At 50.4% G+C, this 17,377-nt stretch carries 14 protein-coding genes and 1 other annotated feature; of the genes, 2 read left to right on the top strand and 12 right to left on the bottom strand.

Annotated elements, in window-relative coordinates; genetic code table 11:
* Positions 1-8: 8 nt before the first annotated feature.
* Positions 9-599, bottom strand: a complete 591-nt coding sequence (locus tag ACLTOQ_RS11665; protein ID WP_412319495.1) for a DUF1653 domain-containing protein — start codon at positions 597-599, stop codon at positions 9-11.
* Positions 600-778: 179 nt separating this feature from the next.
* Between ACLTOQ_RS11665 and eis the strand changes: the two genes are divergently transcribed.
* The gene (eis, locus tag ACLTOQ_RS11660; RefSeq protein WP_021916251.1) at positions 779-2,023 is read left to right on the top strand and encodes an enhanced intracellular survival protein Eis; all 1,245 of its coding nucleotides are present in this window, start codon (positions 779-781) and stop codon (positions 2,021-2,023) included.
* A 112-nt stretch (positions 2,024-2,135) separates the two neighbouring features.
* Here the strand turns inward: eis and ACLTOQ_RS11655 are convergent, their stop codons facing one another.
* The 7 genes from ACLTOQ_RS11655 to ACLTOQ_RS11625 form a co-directional block, all read right to left on the bottom strand.
* Entirely contained in the window at positions 2,136-3,101 is a 966-nt protein-coding gene (locus tag ACLTOQ_RS11655; protein ID WP_412319493.1) for a Gfo/Idh/MocA family protein, read from the bottom strand.
* Between the two features lie 77 nt (positions 3,102-3,178).
* Complete coding sequence (locus tag ACLTOQ_RS11650) at positions 3,179-4,309, bottom strand: amidohydrolase (RefSeq protein ID WP_412319492.1); 1,131 nt, start codon at positions 4,307-4,309, stop codon at positions 3,179-3,181.
* Between the two features lie 69 nt (positions 4,310-4,378).
* The gene (locus ACLTOQ_RS11645) at positions 4,379-5,260 is read right to left on the bottom strand and encodes an ABC transporter permease (RefSeq protein ID WP_117962228.1); all 882 of its coding nucleotides are present in this window, start codon (positions 5,258-5,260) and stop codon (positions 4,379-4,381) included.
* A gap of 11 nt (positions 5,261-5,271) precedes the next feature.
* The gene (locus ACLTOQ_RS11640) at positions 5,272-6,219 is read right to left on the bottom strand and encodes an ABC transporter permease (RefSeq protein ID WP_021916247.1); all 948 of its coding nucleotides are present in this window, start codon (positions 6,217-6,219) and stop codon (positions 5,272-5,274) included.
* A gap of 7 nt (positions 6,220-6,226) precedes the next feature.
* Positions 6,227-7,303: an ABC transporter ATP-binding protein gene (locus ACLTOQ_RS11635; protein ID WP_412319491.1), complete on the bottom strand. Its 1,077-nt coding sequence runs from the start codon at positions 7,301-7,303 to the stop codon at positions 6,227-6,229.
* Positions 7,304-7,305: 2 nt separating this feature from the next.
* Positions 7,306-8,280, bottom strand: coding sequence for an ABC transporter ATP-binding protein (locus ACLTOQ_RS11630; RefSeq protein ID WP_412319490.1), 975 nt, complete (start codon positions 8,278-8,280; stop codon positions 7,306-7,308).
* Positions 8,281-8,479: 199 nt separating this feature from the next.
* Entirely contained in the window at positions 8,480-10,168 is a 1,689-nt protein-coding gene (locus ACLTOQ_RS11625; protein ID WP_412319522.1) for an ABC transporter substrate-binding protein, read from the bottom strand.
* Between the two features lie 277 nt (positions 10,169-10,445).
* Here ACLTOQ_RS11625 and ACLTOQ_RS11620 point away from each other — a divergent pair, with 277 nt between their 5' ends.
* A complete protein-coding gene (locus tag ACLTOQ_RS11620; RefSeq protein ID WP_412319488.1) occupies positions 10,446-11,069 on the top strand; it encodes a peptidase C39 in 624 nt (207 codons plus the stop codon).
* A gap of 161 nt (positions 11,070-11,230) precedes the next feature.
* Here the strand turns inward: ACLTOQ_RS11620 and asnB are convergent, their stop codons facing one another.
* The 4 genes from asnB to ACLTOQ_RS11600 all read right to left on the bottom strand — a co-directional run bounded on the left by asnB (position 11,231) and on the right by ACLTOQ_RS11600 (position 16,876).
* Entirely contained in the window at positions 11,231-12,814 is a 1,584-nt protein-coding gene (gene asnB, locus ACLTOQ_RS11615) for an asparagine synthase B (protein WP_412319487.1), read from the bottom strand.
* Between the two features lie 145 nt (positions 12,815-12,959).
* Positions 12,960-13,211 (bottom strand) — a binding site (T-box leader).
* A 73-nt stretch (positions 13,212-13,284) separates the two neighbouring features.
* Positions 13,285-14,220, bottom strand: coding sequence for a cysteine synthase A (gene cysK, locus ACLTOQ_RS11610; protein WP_412319485.1), 936 nt, complete (start codon positions 14,218-14,220; stop codon positions 13,285-13,287).
* Positions 14,221-14,424: 204 nt separating this feature from the next.
* Positions 14,425-15,609 (bottom strand): MalY/PatB family protein, encoded by a 1,185-nt coding sequence (locus ACLTOQ_RS11605; RefSeq protein ID WP_412319484.1) that lies wholly within the window; start codon positions 15,607-15,609, stop codon positions 14,425-14,427.
* A gap of 118 nt (positions 15,610-15,727) precedes the next feature.
* Entirely contained in the window at positions 15,728-16,876 is a 1,149-nt protein-coding gene (locus ACLTOQ_RS11600) for a trans-sulfuration enzyme family protein (RefSeq protein WP_412319483.1), read from the bottom strand.
* Positions 16,877-17,377: the final 501 nt, after the last annotated feature.

Below are 17,377 nucleotides of genomic sequence, written 5' to 3'. Positions count from 1 at the left end.
TTTTTTGCTCACCGCAGGCGATTGCACTCATAACGCTCCAGTGTCATCAGGCAGCTTTTCAGCGTGTCGTACTGCTCCTCCAAGCTGCCCTCCGAAAGCTCCAGATCCAGGGAAGCAGCAATGGCATTCAACATATGAAGATCGACTTTGCCCTCCAGCGATGCAAATACTTCCAGCTTTTCTTCGTAGCTGTCCGCATCTAAAAAAGCGAGCAGACCGGGATCGGGCTGGGGCTCAACAGAGTTCTCAGAGGATGCTGCAACGGCCCGGGACTCAACAGTGCTCTCTGACGGCATTGCAGCGGGCCGGGGCTCAACAGGGTTTTCTGACGGCGCTGGAACGGGCTGGGGCACTGCCGCTGCTTCTGCCATCGGGATCCGCATAAAACGGTCTTTTCCCGCTGCATCAGGATATTTTTTTGCATCCACCTTTCCCAGAAACATGGAAAGCGGTCTTGCAAAAACCTGGAACTCTCCATAAAGTGCCTGATAGATCACAAGCTGCTCACCGGTCTCCGTGTGGGTTGCCAGTGCCACAATCCGATAAAGCTTTCCTTTAAAATGCTGATAAATTTCTCCTGCCTGGGGAATCTGATTCATCAATTTGCCTCCTGTCCCTTTCTGCAGTCGTTTCATCCATACGACTCTCTGATATCACAGTATACTCTAAATTCCAAAAGCTGTCATGCGAAAAGTTTTCCTCTTTACGAGCCTTTCATTTGGTTGTATGATGTCTTTGAAATCTAAAGACCGCATCATTCAGAAAAGAGGCATCTTCTATGTCAGACAAGGACACGCACACTTACCTTGAAGTCAACGGTGATTTCCGCATGCGTGAGCTCGATCACAACGATCTGGAACAGTTCAACGCACTTTTACAGTATGCTTTTCAGGTAACCTCCTACGAGCTCTTCCAGACCGGCTGGGAGCAGGAGGAAATCAAATATGCCAAACGTCCGATTCTCGAGGACGCTTATGTACTCGGTTGGTTTTATAAAGAAAAGCTGGCATCCATGATCGTTGTTTATTCCATGCAGATCAACATTCAGGACAACATTATGGCGATGGGCGGCATCACCGGAGTCACTACTTATCCGGAATACACCGGACGCGGACTGATTCATTCCCTGATGCGCTATGTCATCGACTATATGCACAAAAAGAAGCTTCCCATTTCCTTTCTATATCCATATTCCATTCCATTTTATCGGAAAATGGGCTGGGAGATCGTGTCCGACAAACTCACCTTCACTGTCAAGGATACGCAGCTTCCAAAGGCCTTCCCCGTCCGGGGCATGGTCGAACGTGTCAGCCTGGATTCCGAGGATTTTCATAACGTGTATTCCTATTTCGCCATGCAGCACCACGGTGCACTCATTCGCGACAAGCTGGCCTGGGATGAATACTGGCGCTGGGAAAATGATGATATGATCGTAGCCCTTTATTATAATGAAGAGCACAAGCCCCTTGGTTATCTGGTTTATTACATTGCAAATGAAATTTTTCATATTAAGGAAATGGTTTATTTAACCAGCGAGGCCAGACACGGTCTATGGAACTACATCAGCGCGCATTTTTCTATGATCACACAGGTACGAGGGGATAATTATTCCGGCGAACCCATGGCATATCTGTTCGAAGACAGTGAGATTGAAGAAACGATAGCTCCCTATATTATGGCGCGAATCGTGGATGTTGAAAGCTTTTTGCAGGAGTATCCCTGGCAGATCCAGCCGGAGGATTTCAAAATCCATTTCCGGGTTACTGACGGCCTTGCTTCCTGGAATCAGGGAGATTTTCTCGTTTCCTGGCACGAGGGGGAAACAACCTGTGAGCGTGTCGAGGACAATCAGTCCATTAACGTCGTAGAACTCGACATTAACACGCTCACTGCTTTGATGATGGGCTACAAGCGCCCGACTTATCTTTACGACCATGAAAAAATCTCGATGGAATACTATATGCTGACCTGGCTGGAGCGGCTGATTCCGGTCAAAAAACCGTATTTTTCGGATTATTTCTAAACTTCACACACAGAACCCTGCCCTGCAGGAATGCGGACCGGGTACACCAACACAAAAGCGGTACAGAGCTCAAAATCTGTACCGCCTTTTTCTGCACGTTGTTTCCGATAGTTCACTCTTTCTTTGCCGCCTGAATCTGATCAAACAGCTCCGCACAGGCGATTGTCGTCGCATGCGGAACAACCGGACTTTCCGTCTTCTTTGCGCGCACGCAGCGGATCGTCTCTTCGATCTCGTAGGTAAAGCCCTTCTGCGTCGTCGTATCTGTGAATTCTTCCTTCAGCATTCCATCCGCCCCGTATAAGAAGCATTTGGACGCATAATGGGGATCGGGCAGCTCAATGCGCCCTTCCCGACCGTAAATCACCATGTTGTTGCCCATGGGCGCTGCAAAGCTCGTCACAAGATCTGCCAGCACATGTTCGAACTTCACCGTAACCTGATCGGTTAAGTCCACACCGGTCTGATCAAGGTTTGCAGCCGCATAAGTTTTGCGGACAGGCTCATTGACCAGCCAGGTCGCGATTTCATAGGCATAAACCGTGATATCCGTCGCAGCTCCGCCGCACAGCAGAGGGCTGTGATACCGATTGTCTGCTCCCTCCGGCGCGAGAAAACCGATTCTTCCCTGCAAGGCTTCCAGTCTGCCGATTTTTCCTTCTGCCGCCCATTTTTTTGCCTGGTTGACCGCGGGCAAAAACCGGCTCCACATCGCTTCCATTACAAAGGTTTGGTCTTTTTCTGCTTTTTCAAAAACCGCTTTTGCCTCTGCACTGTTTGTAAACATCGCTTTTTCGCACAACACCGGAACGCGATGCTCCAGACAAAGCATCGTCAGACGGAAATGGTCGTTTGGCGTCACCGCAATATAAACACAGTCCGGCTTTTCCTCTATCAGCATCTGCTCATAGTTGTCATACGCATGGGCTACGCTGCATTCCTCCGCAAATTTTTGTGCGCGTCCCAGATCCTTACTGGCGATCGCGCTCACCTCACAGTCCTCCACCAGCGTCACTGCATCGCAAAACTGATGTGCGATGTTACCTGCTCCCATAATGGCAAATCGAAATGTGCTCATGTTTTTTACCCCTTTTCTTATATTGTGTTCTTACGCAAAAGCTGCGTATTACTATGCATATTCCTCGGCTGCGTCGCTCAGCCCTTTTCCTCTCCCCAGCGCAGCAGCAGACGACTCAAATACCGTACCGCAGGCATCAATGCCGCCGGGTCCACCTGAAAGGTCGGCTGATGGATTGTCGCCCCCTTTCCGATGCCGATTTTAATATAGCAGCCTGGCACTTTCTCCATGTAGAAAGAAAAATCATCTCCGCCGAGCGACTGTTCTTCCGGAACAGTCTGAAAGCCCTCCGCTTCTGCCGTTTCCTTTGCAAAAGCCGCCATTTCTGCATCGTTGCAAACAGCCGGAGGACCGGGAATCCACTCTACCTCTGCGGACGCTCCATAGGCAGATGCGGTCTGCTCTGCAATTGCTTTTAAGCGTTTTTCAAACAGGCAGCGATCCTGCCGATCCATGGTCCGGACAGTTCCCTCCAGCTGTGCTGTCTGCGGAATCACATTCCAGGTATTGCCCGCTTCCAGTCGCGTAACGCTGATGAGTGTAGGATGGAACGGATTGATATTGCGGGTTACGATCGTCTGAAATGCCTGAACCATGGCTGCAGCCGCCGGAATTGGATCAACGCCATCATCCGGGTGTGCGCCGTGGCAGCCGACGCCCGTTATCGTAATCACAAACCGATCTACTGCCGCCGCAACTGCGCCCTCCCGGATGCCGATGGCATTGACCAAATTGGTCGGATCAGAATGAAAGCCCCAGACGCGCGTAACCGAATCGAGTGCCGTCGTTTCCAGCACTTTCCGTGCGCCCAGGGAGGACTCTTCTCCTGGCTGGAAGAAAAACCGCACTGTCCCACAGAGCTCGTCCTTATGTTCCTGCAGCCAGATCGCAGTCCCGATTCCCGCCGTGATGTGAAAATCGTGCCCGCAGGCGTGCATCTTTCCCGGACATTCCGACGCATAAGGTAAATCCGTCAGCTCAGTAATCGGCAGCGCGTCAATATCGCAGCGAAGCGCCTGCACCGGACCATCCTTTTCTCCTTTTACCTCCGCAATCAGACCGGTTTCCATCGGAATCGGCAGGATCTTTACATCCGCTGCTTTCAACAGCTTTTTAATCTGCGCAGTTGTATCGTATTCCTCATAAGACAGCTCCGGATGTCTGTGAAACCAGTAAAAAATTTCCATTAAATCCATTTCCTGTATCATCGCAAATCCCTCCGATGTCCTCCTGCAGTGTTCCTGCTGCAGTCCTTTCTGCTTTTGCGTGTTCCAGTCTTATTTTCCGCTATTGGGATCCAGCGCATCCCGCAGCGCGTCACCGATAAAGTTAATCGCAATGACCAGCACCACGATCATCAGCCCGGACGGAATCCAGAGCCACGGCTGTTTCGTCAGTACAGTCAGCGACTGCGCGCCGTTTAACATGTTTCCAAGGCTCGCGGTCGGCGGCTGCACACCCATTCCGAGGAACGAAAGCGCCGCCTCATCCAACATCGACAACGCCAGAACCGACGTTGCATACACCAGAATCGGCGCAGCGGTATTTGGTAAAATCTCGGAAAACAGAATATACGGAAGCGGCATTCCTGCCACGAGATCACTTTTAATAAAATTACTCTCCCGCAGGCTCAGCACATTGCCGCGAACCAGACGGGCAATTCCCGGCCAGTCTACAAAGCCCAGAATCAGGATGATGCTCCAGAGCCCCGGCTTAAAAATCGACGCCGCAACCAGCACCAGTAAAATGTAGGGAAACGACATGACCATATCCGTAAAGCGCATGATAATCATATCCGCAGCGCCGCCAAAATACCCGGCGATCAGTCCCAGAATCACACCGATCACAGTAGAGATCGCCGTCGCCAGCACACCGACCAACAGGGAAATCCGCGTTGCATACAAAAGCCGGCTCAAGACGTCACGACCGATCTGATCCGTTCCCAGCCAATGCTCTGCTGTGGGCGCTTTGGAAAAGCCTCCGACGATTTCATCCGGATTGTACGGTGCGATGATCGGGGCCAAAAGCGCTGCCACCACCAAAACCGCTAAAATCACAAGGCTGACCGTTGCCAGATGATGCTGTTTAAAACGACGGATGACGGTCTGCAAATAGCTTTCTCTTGAAATATCTTTTTTGATACGATCTTTTTTCTCCATCTTCGCCGCTCCTATTTCAGCTGGATTGTCGGGTCTGCCAGCGCATATAAAATATCCGTAATCAGGTTTGCCGCCAGCACAACGATTGCAGACAGCAGGCAGACACCCATAATAACCGGATAATCCCGGTTCGTGATTGCGCTCATCGTCATCAGTCCGAGTCCCGGCCAGGAAAAGACCTGCTCAATGATAACCTGACCGCCGAACAGCACCGGAATCTCCATTCCGATTACCGTAATAATCGGGATCAGTGCGTTGCGCAGCGCATGCTTATTGATGACAAGAAATCTTCCGATTCCCTTTGCCTTTGCCGTGCGCAGGTAATCCTGCTGCAAAATTTCCAGCATCGCGCTTCGAATATAACGGATATTTGTACCCGCCATGGAGGTAGCCAGGACTAACACCGGCATCACCATATGCTTTGCCACATCACCCGCGCCGCCTGCAGTTCCGAGCGTCGCCATTCCGCTGGACGGAAGCCAGCCAAGTTTTACCGTAAACAGATAGATCAACAGCAAAGAAAGGAAAAATCCGGGCACGCTGCTTCCCAGGAAGGAAAGTGTAACAACCGTATAATCTCCTGCGGAATACTGCTTGATCGCACTGTAAATTCCGGCGGGCACCGCCATCAGCAAGCTGACCAGAAGCGATACGCCCATCAGCAAAAGCGTCGGTCCCAAATGGCTTGCGATCATCTCGCTGACTGCCTGATAGGACTTGATCGAATAGCCCATATTTCCATGTAAAAGCTGTTTTAACCAGACAAAATACTGCACATAAAACGGTTTATCCAGACCGAGGGCGATTTCCTTTGCCGCAACCGCAGCCTGGGAAATTCGGGGTCCCTGCAGCATCTGCAGTGGGCTGCCCGCAAGACACATAATCGCATAGTCGATGATCGTGATCCCGATCAGAACCGGGATGGCGATCAGGATGCGCTTGATCATATATTTTCCCATGTCACTTTTATCTCCATTTCTGCTCTACGACAACCTGCTGCATCTTCGCATCGTATGCGGGTGCGCCGCCAGTCAGCTGCGCAACTGCATATGGGCACGCCGCAAGATGACTGCTGCCTGGGAAAACACTGCAAAGCTCCGGCACTTCCTGTCTGCAGCTTTCCGTCGCATACGGACATCTCGGATGGAAGCGACAGCCAGAGGGCGGGTTCGTGCTGGAGCCGATTTCTCCGGTCAGAAGCGGTTTTTGTTCCCGCTTTTTGGGATCTGCAATCGGCACTGCATCGATCAGGGCGCGGGTGTAAGGGTGTACCGGATGATGGAACACCTCCTGCGCCGGCCCGATCTCCACAATTTTACCAAGGTACATGACTGCGATCCGGTCGCTGACATAATTGACCGCGCCGAGTCCATGTCCAACGAACATGCACGTCAGCCCGAGATCCTTTTGCAGGCTGCGCAGCAAATTCAGAATCTGTGCCTGAATCGAAACGTCCAGCGCACTGACCGGCTCATCGCAGACCAAAAACCTGGGATTTAAAGACAGTGCCCGCGCTATCCCAATTCTCTGCCGCTGTCCGCCGGAGAACTCATGCGGGTAGCGTCCGAGGACGTGTTTGGGAAGTCCTACCATATCCAGCAGTCGATCAACATCCCTGTGGACAGTTTCTTTATTGGAAATCCCATGGTAGAGCATCGGCTGGGATAAAATTTCATAAATATGCTTTCTCGGATTCAGGGAAGAATATGGGTCCTGGAACACCATCTGCAGCTGCGTGCGCACGCTCTTTTTCTCTTTTCCGGAAAGCTTCTCCATATCCTTTCCCTGATAAAACAGCCTGCCGCCCGTCGGCTTTTCCAGGCCGACCAGCTGTCTGCCCACCGTCGATTTGCCGCATCCGGATTCGCCCACCAGACCGAGGGTTTCTCCCTCTGCAATCGAAAAGGAAACGCCGTCCACCGAATGCACATAGCCTGTCGTATGGGTAATAACGCCGCCCCGGATGGGATAATATTTTTTCAGATTTTCTACCCGGATCAGCGGCTCCTTCTCCGTGTTTTTTTCTTCCATATTTATGCTCATCTTCACGTTTCTCCTTCTTTGGCGAGCATACATCTGACAAAATGTCCTTCCCCGATCTGTCTGTAGCTCTGAGGCTGATCGCAGCCTTTTATCCGGAAGGCGCAGCGGTCTGCAAACCGACAGCCGGGGATCGAATCATAATTCTCCGGAACCATGCCGGGAATCGCGACAAGCTCCCTGTCCTTTTCGTCATAAATTCCGGGAACCGTCTGCAAAAGTGCCTTTGTATACGGATGTGCCGGTGCAGCAAACAGCTCCTTTACCGGTGCTTCCTCGATCATCTGTCCGGCGTACATAACGATCACGCGGTCCGCCATGCTCGCTACCAGCCCGATGTCATGGGTGATCAGGATCATCGACATCCCGCTCTCTTTTTGCAGATTGCGCAACAGCGCCATAATCTGTGCCTGAATCGTCACATCCAGTGCCGTCGTCGGTTCATCTGCGATCAGCAGGCCCGGATTGCAGCACAGAGCCATCGCGATCATCACACGCTGGCGCATGCCGCCGGAAAGGGTATGGGGATATTTTTTCATGACACCGTGAGGATCGGGCATACCAACTTTTCCTAAAATCTGCTCTGCCCGCTTTCGCGCCTCTTCTTTTGACAGTCTCATATGCTTTCGGATGCTCTCCATCAGCTGGTTGCCGACTGTAAAGACCGGATCGAGAGAGGTCAGCGGGTCCTGGAAAATCATCGTCAGACGGTCGCCCCGGATTTTATCCAGCTCTTTTTCCGTCATCGTCAGAAGGTTCTTGTCCTCGAATACGACGCTTCCCTCCGTCACGGTTCCGCCTCTTCCAAGCAGCCCCATAATAGAAAGTGAGGTCACGCTCTTGCCACAGCCGGATTCGCCGACGATACAGACAACTTCTCCCTTATCTACATGAAAATTTACATGGTCCACGCTGACAGTGCGTCCGTAGTCACTGTCAAAAACGGTTGTCAGCCCCTCTACTTCCAGTAAATGCGGCATTTGCTTTTCCTCACTTTACTCATATATCAGATTCTGCCGCACACCTCCCAAAAAAGAGATGTGCGGCAGTTATTATCATAGCATAAAATATATGAAATACAAACTTTTTATCGGAAGAAAACTTCTTTTTTCTCTGATAAAAATGCTCCGCAAAGATCCCACTGCGGCAGAACAGAATTCTGTGAAACAGGATTCTTCTTTATTCCACTACGTCCCAGTTCTGGACATCGTTGAAAAAGCCGTATACGCTGGGAGCTGCGCCTGTAATCCGCTTGCTGACTGCCCCCTGTGCGCTGATAACATAGGCGGAGAACATCGGAACATCTTCCTGTACCTTTTTATCCACAACGGAGAACAGCTCTTTTGTTTCCTCTGGATCACTTGTCAGCTGGGATTTGGTCAATGCGTCGTTTAACGTATCGTCGCTGTAGCCGGTCCAGCTTCCTTCACCGCCAAGCAGCCATGCTACATCCGGATAGGGATCCACCGGCGCATAGGTGTACTGTACTGCCAGTACATCATAGTCCTCTGTGCCTGCAACGCTCATCAGCGTTGCGAAGTCAACGGTCTGGATTTCCGCCTTGATGCCGACTGCAGCCCACTCTGCAGCGATGATGGAGGCTGCGTTTACAAAGGTCGAATCGCCGGAATTTACATAGAAACGGATTGTCTGGGAGCCGTCCCATCCAGCTTCTTCCAGAAGTGCTTTTGCCTTTTCCGGATCATAGGAAACCGGTGTAAGGGAATCATCATAGAACGGGCTTGCACTGGACAGGAATCCATCTACAATTTCGCCATGTCCGTTTAACAGTTCCTCCAGAATCTGCTGACGGTCGATCGCATACAGCATCGCCTGACGAACTTTTACATCCGGAACGTTCTTTGTCTGGATAAATACGGACTGGTTGGTAACCGGGGAACCGTATACAACGTCTACGTTGTCCAGGGCTTCTACGCTCTCATAGTCCTCCTGCGGGATATCACTCATCGTCTGCTGGGTGATATCGATTTCGCCGGATTGCAGACCTGCATACAGCTGACTTCCGTCTACGATTTTGATGTTGAGCTTGTCGATCTTGGGCGCGCCCTTCCAATAATCCTTGTTCGCTTCATAGGAAATATAATGATCCACATCGAAATCCGTTACGATGAACGGTCCGCTGACAACATCGGGATGGTTGAACCAATCCGCTGTGGAAAGCTCTTCCTCGGAATACTGCTCGATCACATGCTTGGGCAGGGTCAGCAGATATCTCGCATAGCTGTTTTCAAAGGTAGTAATCGGCATTTCTTCTTTAGTCGTAAACTGTACCGTTTTATCGTCTACCTTCTGAATGCCGTCGATACTCTCTGCACCTTCCTCCACAAAGCCGTCGTCGCCAACACCTTCAAATACATAATACATCATTGCAGTATTGCCGATGACCGGGCTCGCCAGGCGAAGCGCGGTATAAACCACATCATCTGCTGTAACAGGCGTTCCGTCCGACCAGGTTGCAGCATCATCGATGTGAACGATAAAGTTTTTGTTATCTTCTGTTGTGATGGAATCTGCCAGCATGCCCTCGAAGTTCAAGTCAGCATCCAGCTCCATCAACGGCAAAAACATCAGTCCGGTCGCATATTTGTTAATCTCGCCGCCGTTTAACAAAAGGGGATTGATACTGCCGATGGTATTGGTCACACCGACGTTGATAATCTTCTCTCCCGAAGCTGCTGTGTCTGAGGATGCACTCTCTGTGCTCACCGCTGCACTTCCGGTTTCATCTGCTGCAGCACCTGCATTCGATGCGCCGCACGCGGTCAGTCCCAGCGCCATCACTCCTGCCAGAAGCAGGCTTAAGATCCTGTTTCGTTTTTTCATAACTGCTCCTCCTTTTGGGCGAATCATCCGCCGCTCAATACCTATCTATCCGGTATGTTAGTGAGAATTGTATTCTATTTTTTTCGATCTGTCAAGACTCTATTCCCATATTCTTGACAAAATACGGGGTTCGCGTTATATTCGACAGCAGAGCGCACGATTCTTTCTATCCTATAAGGATGCCAGGGTCAAAAGGTCTAAGCCCACAGGAGCTTGCTCATAGGTGGGTAGGATTGTGGGAGTGCGCAGTACGGAACAATCCACTGACCTTATATAATATGCTTTACCGGAGGATTTTTCAATGAAAAATTACTTAAATTATCAGTCCTCAGAATATGACTGCGGTTCTGTTTCTATTACCAACGGAATCCGCTACCTGTTTGATCGGGAAGAAATCAGTCCTGACATCCTCAAATGTATTATGCTCTATACAATGGACACTTATAACGAACAGGGACAACCATGCCGTCACGGCACTTCCGCCGCCGCAATGCGTTTTGTCGGCAGTTGGTTAAATCAGCTGGCAGCTGTCCGCTCTTTTCCGATCCAGACGCAGTTTCTTTTCGGTAACGATGTTACACTGTCCCCGAACAGTGAAATCAGTCAGGCGCTTTTGCACGGCGCAGCTGTCGTGCTGCGTCTTTTTCTTGAAGTTCCGCACTATGTGCTTTTAACCGGCATTTCCAGGGACGAGGTGTTTTTCTTCGACCCTTATTATGAGGAAGAAGGGACTCCCGAATTCGACGCTGAATATTACGCCAAGGGCATCCGGTTTATTTATGACCAGCCAAAATGTGCCAACCGCGCAGTTTCTCTGGAACGCATCAACCGACTTTCCCACGGATACTATGAGCTGGGTGAATTTTCCTGCCGCGAGGCGCTGCTGATGTTCCGCACGTCCGGCGAATGCGAATGGAATGCGTAAACGGGTGGGGCTTATAAGCCCCACCCGTTATTTTTATCGTATAGGAAACTTCGTTTCCATACGATAAAAACGCTCCGCGAGGATGCGCACTCGGCGCAGGGGTAGATGGTTGCCGAGGCAACCGCGCCTCGGCGCGAGAATGTGCCAAGGCACATTCTTTTTTATTTTCCGCTGTCACCGTAGTTTGCCAGCACACGGGCACTGGGGTCATTGACATTACAGCCCTCCCAGCTCTTGTTGGGCATCCAGAAGTCCGGCACCATCCTTGCCTGTCCGGGATAATACTTTTCAAAGATTTCCCGATACAGCAGGCTTTCTTTTGTGAAGGGCTGTGCAAAATCATATTTCTGACGGAGCGTTTCGTATTCCTCGTCGGTGTAATACTTCTCTGCGTATTCTTTTAAATCATCCACCATGCTGTGTCCTACTGCATCGCTGAATGCAGCTTTTTCTCTCCACAGGATGTTTTCCGGCAAAATATGATCTGTTTCAAATGCCTTGCGCAGCAGATATTTTCCTTTTCCGTAGGTGTTTAACTTCTTCGCCGGGTCAACGGACATCACATAACGGACAAAGTCGAGATCGCCGAAGGGTACACGGGCTTCCAGGCTGTTTGCCGCAAGACACCGGTCGGCACGCAGGACATCATAGCAGTACAGCTCACGGATTCTCTTTGCTGCCTCTTCCTGAAAGGCTGCCGCGCTCGGTGCAAAGTCCGTATATTTATAGCCGAACAGTTCGTCGGAAATTTCACCGGTCAGCAGCACCTTTAAGTCTGTTTTTTCATGGATTGCCTTGCAGACAAGGTACATGCCCATGCTCGCGCGGATCGTCGTGATGTCATAGGTTGCAAGCGCTTCGATAACGGTTTCCAGGCTTTCCAGCACTTCTTCCTTTGTCATGATGACTTCGGTATGCTCTGCGCCGATAAAATCAGCAACTTCTTTTGCATATTTTAAATCAATCGCATCTGTGTCCATGCCGATTGCAAAGGTCCTGATCGGTTTTTTCAAAATATCTGCTGCAATTGCACATACAAGGCTTGAGTCCAGACCGCCGGATAACAAAAAGCCCAGCGGAACGTCTGCATCCAGACGTTTCTTTACCCCCTCCGTCAGCTTATCATGGATGTTTTTTGTAATCACATCAATATCTTCGTGCACATAACCATGGACAGCTGCGATATCCTCATATTTGACAAATTTTCCATCGTAATAATAGCTTCCGGGCGGAAATGTACGCACCTCGTCCACCCAGCCGATCAGGTTCTTTGCCTCACTGGCAAATGCAATCTTTCCGCTCTTGGAATAACCATAAAACAACGGACGAATTCCGATCTGGTCACGGGCTGCGATCAGCTTGCCGCTTTTGTGATCGTACAATACGCAGGCATATTCCGCATCCAGATGGGAAAACATTTCCAGTCCATATTCTTCATATAGCGGAAGCAAAACCTCACAGTCGGAACCGCTCTGGAACTGATAACCGCGCTCTTCCAGCTCCTTTTTGATTTTGCGAAAGCCGTAAATTTCACCATTGCAGATCACCCAGCTGCCGTCCCGTTGAAACGGCTGCATGCCGTCCGGGGTCAACCCCATGATCGCAAGTCTTGCAAAGCCGAGATACCCGAATTCGGTCTCAACGACCTGCTGGGCATCCGGTCCTCTCATCTTTGTCTTTAACAGATATCCTTCCATCGTTTCTTTGGTGACATCTTTTCCCGCGTAGCAGAGAATGGAACACATAAGCTTTTCCTCCTTTTCTTTTGCTGCGTTGCAGTTTTTCTTTCGCTTTCCGGGTGCAGATTCCATGCTCGCATAAGAAGCTGCGCACGGAAAGCTGCGAAGGGAACTGTAAGAACGCAAAAACAGCAGCCATTTGTCCTATTGGAGATAGGACGAATAGCTGCTGCTATATCCGCGGTGCCACCTAACTTGCCGCACTTCCTTGTACGGCCCCTTTTTCGCGTTCCCATGAAACGCTATCCCTGTAACGTGGGACTCCGGCTCGCCTACTTACAGATCCTGCGTTCAGCTTGCAGCTCGGAAGTGTTCTTTCCTACAGATATCCGCGCAGGACTCCCACCGCCGCCTGCTCTCTGTGCCGTCTGTCTGTACTACTTTTCTTCGTCATCGCTTTTTGTTTTTTACAAGATAGCATACCCGTTTCGCTCTGTCAAGAAATTTTTGCGAATGGTTTGAAGGGCATCTGCATCTTACTCTTCTGCAAACAGAGGAGTAGACAGATAGCGATCACCGGTATCCGGCAGGATCACAACAATGTTCTTTCCTTCATTTTCGGGACGCTTTGCAAGCTCGATTGCTGCCCATACTGCTGCACCGGAGGAAATGCCTACCAGCACGCCTTCCTGATGACCGATCTTTCTGCCGGTTGCAAACGCATCCTGATTCTCTACGGTGATAATTTCGTCATAAACCCTGGTGTCCAGAACGTCCGGTACGAAGCCTGCGCCGATTCCCTGGATCTTGTGTGCGCCGGCTGTGCCTTTGCTCAAAACCGGAGAGCCTGCAGGCTCTACAGCAACAACCTTTACATCAGCCTTTTTGCTCTTTAAGTACTGGCCTGTACCGGTCACGGTTCCGCCCGTACCAACGCCTGCTACCAGGATATCAACCTTACCATCCAAATCTTCCCAGATCTCAGGACCGGTTGTCTTTTTGTGTACCTCCGGGTTTGCAGGGTTTACAAACTGTCCGGGAATGAAGCTGTTGGGAATTTCCTTTGCCAGCTCGTCTGCCTTTGCGATTGCACCCTTCATGCCCTTTGCACCTTCTGTCAGGACAAGCTCTGCGCCGTATGCCTTCATCAGCTGTCTGCGCTCTACGCTCATGGTTTCCGGCATTACGATAATGATACGGTAACCTCTCGCTGCTGCAACAGACGCAAGACCGATGCCGGTGTTGCCGGAGGTAGGTTCAATAATTACAGAGCCTGCCTTTAATGCGCCCTTTACCTCTGCATCATCGATCATCGCTTTTGCAATTCTGTCCTTTACAGAGCCTGCAGGATTAAAGTATTCCAGCTTGCCATAGATGTGTGCCTTTAAGCCCTCTGCCTTTTCAATATGTGTCAGCTCCAGCAGGGGAGTTCTGCCGATTAACTGATCTGCGGATGTATAAACGTTGCTCATTTGCTCTTCCTCCTTAAACCTACTTACTTTATATGTTAATGTGATTATATTCTGTCTTTTCGGATCTGTCAACCCTTTTTAAACAATAGAATGCACGCTCTGCGAGCATTCTATTGTCATGAATAAAATATTCCATGGTTTTTCCGGCGTCAGCACAGAGGTTTCATTGAATAAAAGCACCGCCTCCCGGCAGTTGTTTTTGCGTTATGAATTTCTTCCCCGGCAGGCTGCTTCCAGCTGTGTAAGCGCCTGCAAAAGCGTTTTTTTCGTGCACGCCAGTACGATGCGTTCAAACTGTCCCGACTTTTTGTCAAAGACAGAGCCGCCATCCAGCCAGAGCTTTGCCTGATGTGCAATGAGATTTTCCAACGCTGTGTCCGACAGTCCCAGTCCCGAGCAGTCCAACCATGCAAAGTAAGTGCCTTCCGGTTCGATCAGACGGATCTTAGGCAGTCTTTCTTTTAAGAAGCTGCGCAGGACCTTCAAATTTTCCCGCAAATATGCCCGGCACTGCTCAAGCCACTCGCCGCCATTTTCGTACGCTGCCTGGCACGCGATTAAACCGAGGGCGTTCAACTGGGAATATCCCGCTGCGTTGATCTCGGCTTTGAATCTGTCCCGGACCTCTTTTCCGGGAACCCAGATATTGGAAACCTGCAGCCCCGCCAGATTAAAGGTCTTACTCGGCGCAGTGCAAAGAATCATCTTTTCTTCCAGCTGCGGACATGCCTTTGCAAATATCGTATGCGGATGCTCCGGAAAAGCGAAATCACAGTGAATCTCGTCTGCCACAACGAACACATGGTAGCGATCGCAAAGCTCTCCCAGTTTTTGAAGCTCTTCTTTTGTCCAGACTCTGCCGACAGGATTGTGGGGACTGCACAGCAAAAACAGCTTTACATTCTGGGATACGATCTTTTCTTCCAGATCGTCGAAGTCAATTTCATAATGTCCGTCTGTTAAAAGGAGCGGGCTTTCTACGATCTTTCTATTGTTATCGCGAATCACCTCAAAGAACGGGTAATAAACCGGCGGCTGAATCAGTACACTGTCGCCCTTTTTTGTCAGGGCGCGTACCGCCATCGCAAGGGCGAATACCACGCCGGGGGTTTTTACAAGCCATTCAGACTTTGGCTGCCAGTCAAACCGACTGTCAAACCAGCGATACAGTGCGTCAAAATATTCTCCTTTTACCTCGCTATAACCGAAAATCCCATGGGAAACCGCATTCTGCAGTGCATCCAACACAGGCTTCGGCGCCTGAAAATCCATATCCGCCACCCACAATGGCAACACATCTACGTCACGTCCGCGTTCCACGGCGAAATCATATTTCAGGCTGTTTGTCTTTTTCCGGTCAATTTCCCGATCAAAATTATAGGTTGTCATTTCTAATCTCCCTCTCAACAAAAATCCTGCCCTGCAGGATTCTTATGCCTGCAACGGGTCGCAAACACGACATTTTTCTGCTCCGCCGCAATGCAGTCCCTACAGCGTGGATTTTTTCTCAGGAAACAAACGCCTGCTCCAGATCCGCAATCAGCTCGTCCACATGCTCCAGTCCAACGGACAGGCGCAGCAGAGTGTCGGTGATGCCAAGCTTTTCTCTCCACTCCTTCGGAACATCCGGATGGGTCTGCTTCATCGGATAGGTGATCAAAGATTCTGTACCCCCAAGGCTCTCCGCAAAGGTGACGACGCGCACCTTTTCCAGCACGCGCTGTGCCTTTTCCACGCTGTCGACGTCGAAGGAAATCATCGCACCCGCACCTCTCGCCTGCTTTGCATTGATCTCATAACCAGGATGCGTTTCCAGTCCAGCATAATATACTTTTCTGACTTTCTTCTGCTCCGTCAGCCAGCGTGCGATGCTGCCCGCATTTTCCTGCTGCCGCTCCATGCGCACCGCCAGTGTCTTGATACCGCGCATTACCAGCCAGCTGTCGAAGGGGGACAAACAGCCGCCGGTCGTCTTTGCAATCAGGCGGATTTTTGCTGCGAGCTCTTCCCTTGCAGAGCAGACAAAACCGGCGATCGTGTCGTTATGTCCGCACAGGAACTTGCTCGCGCTGTGAATGACGATATCTGCACCGAGCGCAATCGGGTTCTGCAAATATGGAGATAAAAAGGTATTGTCTGTGATCATCAGAAGGTTGTGTTCTTTTGCTAGCTCTGCGCATGCCGAAAGGTCAGTGATCTCCATCATCGGGTTGCTGGGTGTCTCGATGTAGAGTGCCTTTGTTTCCGGACGCAGCACCCGTTTGATCTCATCCAAATCACCGGTATTGACAAAATCAACCATCAGTCCGTTCTTTTTGCCGATGGTATTGACCAGACGGGTTACGCCGCCGTAAAGGTCTTCAGAACAGATCATGTGGTCGCCGGGTGCAAACAGATCAAATACCGCTGTCACCGCCGCCATGCCGGAAGAAAATGCCGTCGTGTCATAAGCGCCCTCCAGCGCGGTAAGGATTTCCTCCAGATGCTGTCTGGTCGGATTTTTCTCTCTCGTGTAGTCAAAGCCGGTCGAATGTCCCAAACCGATATGTCCGAACGTCGCCGTCTGATAGATTGGGAAGCTCACCGCCTTTGTCGGCTCGTCCCAGGAAAAATCCAGATTTCCGTGAATACACTTTGTTTCTATATGATTGCTCATTTTTCTGCTCTCCTTTGCAGTTATTTTTCGGATATTTTCTATCATTCTAATTGGATGCTTCCCATTTGTCAACACAAACATAGTTGGTAGATATGTTTATAATTGATTCCACAGTGGCCTTCTCCCGGACGTTCCCCCGCGCCATTCGCAATACAATAGAATGCACGCTCCGTGAACATTCTATTGTCATGAATCGCGCCCTTCTCGCCGCGCGGCAACACGGACGTTCCCCCGCGCCATTCGCAAAATCGCGCCTGCGGCGCTTTCCGCAGTGGCTGCGCCACCGCTTCTTTTGCTCATGAAGTGGCGCTTCCTCCGTGACTTCGTGGGTACAGATTCTCATGCGAGCATGGAATCTGTACCCACGAAGTCACGGGGGAACTGGTAAACAAAATAAAATTTATTCTTGACCGCCCCCTTTCCCAATGCTATAATGCATCAGATGAACAAAGGCGTTCATGAGTGAAATACTTTTCTATTTAGAAAAGTGTTTGATTCATG

This window comes from Gallintestinimicrobium sp. (assembly GCF_046968865.1).
GTDB lineage: Bacteria > Bacillota > Clostridia > Lachnospirales > Lachnospiraceae > Gallintestinimicrobium > Gallintestinimicrobium propionicum.
Note: the sequence above shows the minus strand (reverse complement) of the source record. Positions and strands in the feature narration are given on the sequence as shown.

What these genes read in the sequence shown, in the direction of transcription:
- ACLTOQ_RS11605 (WP_412319484.1), bottom strand. Translation starts at nt 15,609, where the DNA reads ATGACAACCTATAATTTTGATCGGGAAATTGACCGGAAAAAGACAAAC.
- ACLTOQ_RS11655 (WP_412319493.1), bottom strand. Translation starts at nt 3,101, where the DNA reads ATGAGCACATTTCGATTTGCCATTATGGGAGCAGGTAACATCGCACAT.
- ACLTOQ_RS11600 (WP_412319483.1), bottom strand. Translation starts at nt 16,876, where the DNA reads ATGAGCAATCATATAGAAACAAAGTGTATTCACGGAAATCTGGATTTT.
- cysK (WP_412319485.1), bottom strand. Translation starts at nt 14,220, where the DNA reads ATGAGCAACGTTTATACATCCGCAGATCAGTTAATCGGCAGAACTCCC.
- eis (WP_021916251.1), top strand. Translation starts at nt 779, where the DNA reads ATGTCAGACAAGGACACGCACACTTACCTTGAAGTCAACGGTGATTTC.
- ACLTOQ_RS11635 (WP_412319491.1), bottom strand. Translation starts at nt 7,303, where the DNA reads ATGAGCATAAATATGGAAGAAAAAAACACGGAGAAGGAGCCGCTGATC.
- ACLTOQ_RS11650 (WP_412319492.1), bottom strand. Translation starts at nt 4,309, where the DNA reads ATGATACAGGAAATGGATTTAATGGAAATTTTTTACTGGTTTCACAGA.
- ACLTOQ_RS11630 (WP_412319490.1), bottom strand. Translation starts at nt 8,280, where the DNA reads ATGCCGCATTTACTGGAAGTAGAGGGGCTGACAACCGTTTTTGACAGT.
- ACLTOQ_RS11665 (WP_412319495.1), bottom strand. Translation starts at nt 599, where the DNA reads ATGAATCAGATTCCCCAGGCAGGAGAAATTTATCAGCATTTTAAAGGA.
- ACLTOQ_RS11640 (WP_021916247.1), bottom strand. Translation starts at nt 6,219, where the DNA reads ATGGGAAAATATATGATCAAGCGCATCCTGATCGCCATCCCGGTTCTG.
- asnB (WP_412319487.1), bottom strand. Translation starts at nt 12,814, where the DNA reads ATGTGTTCCATTCTCTGCTACGCGGGAAAAGATGTCACCAAAGAAACG.
- ACLTOQ_RS11620 (WP_412319488.1), top strand. Translation starts at nt 10,446, where the DNA reads ATGAAAAATTACTTAAATTATCAGTCCTCAGAATATGACTGCGGTTCT.
- ACLTOQ_RS11645 (WP_117962228.1), bottom strand. Translation starts at nt 5,260, where the DNA reads ATGGAGAAAAAAGATCGTATCAAAAAAGATATTTCAAGAGAAAGCTAT.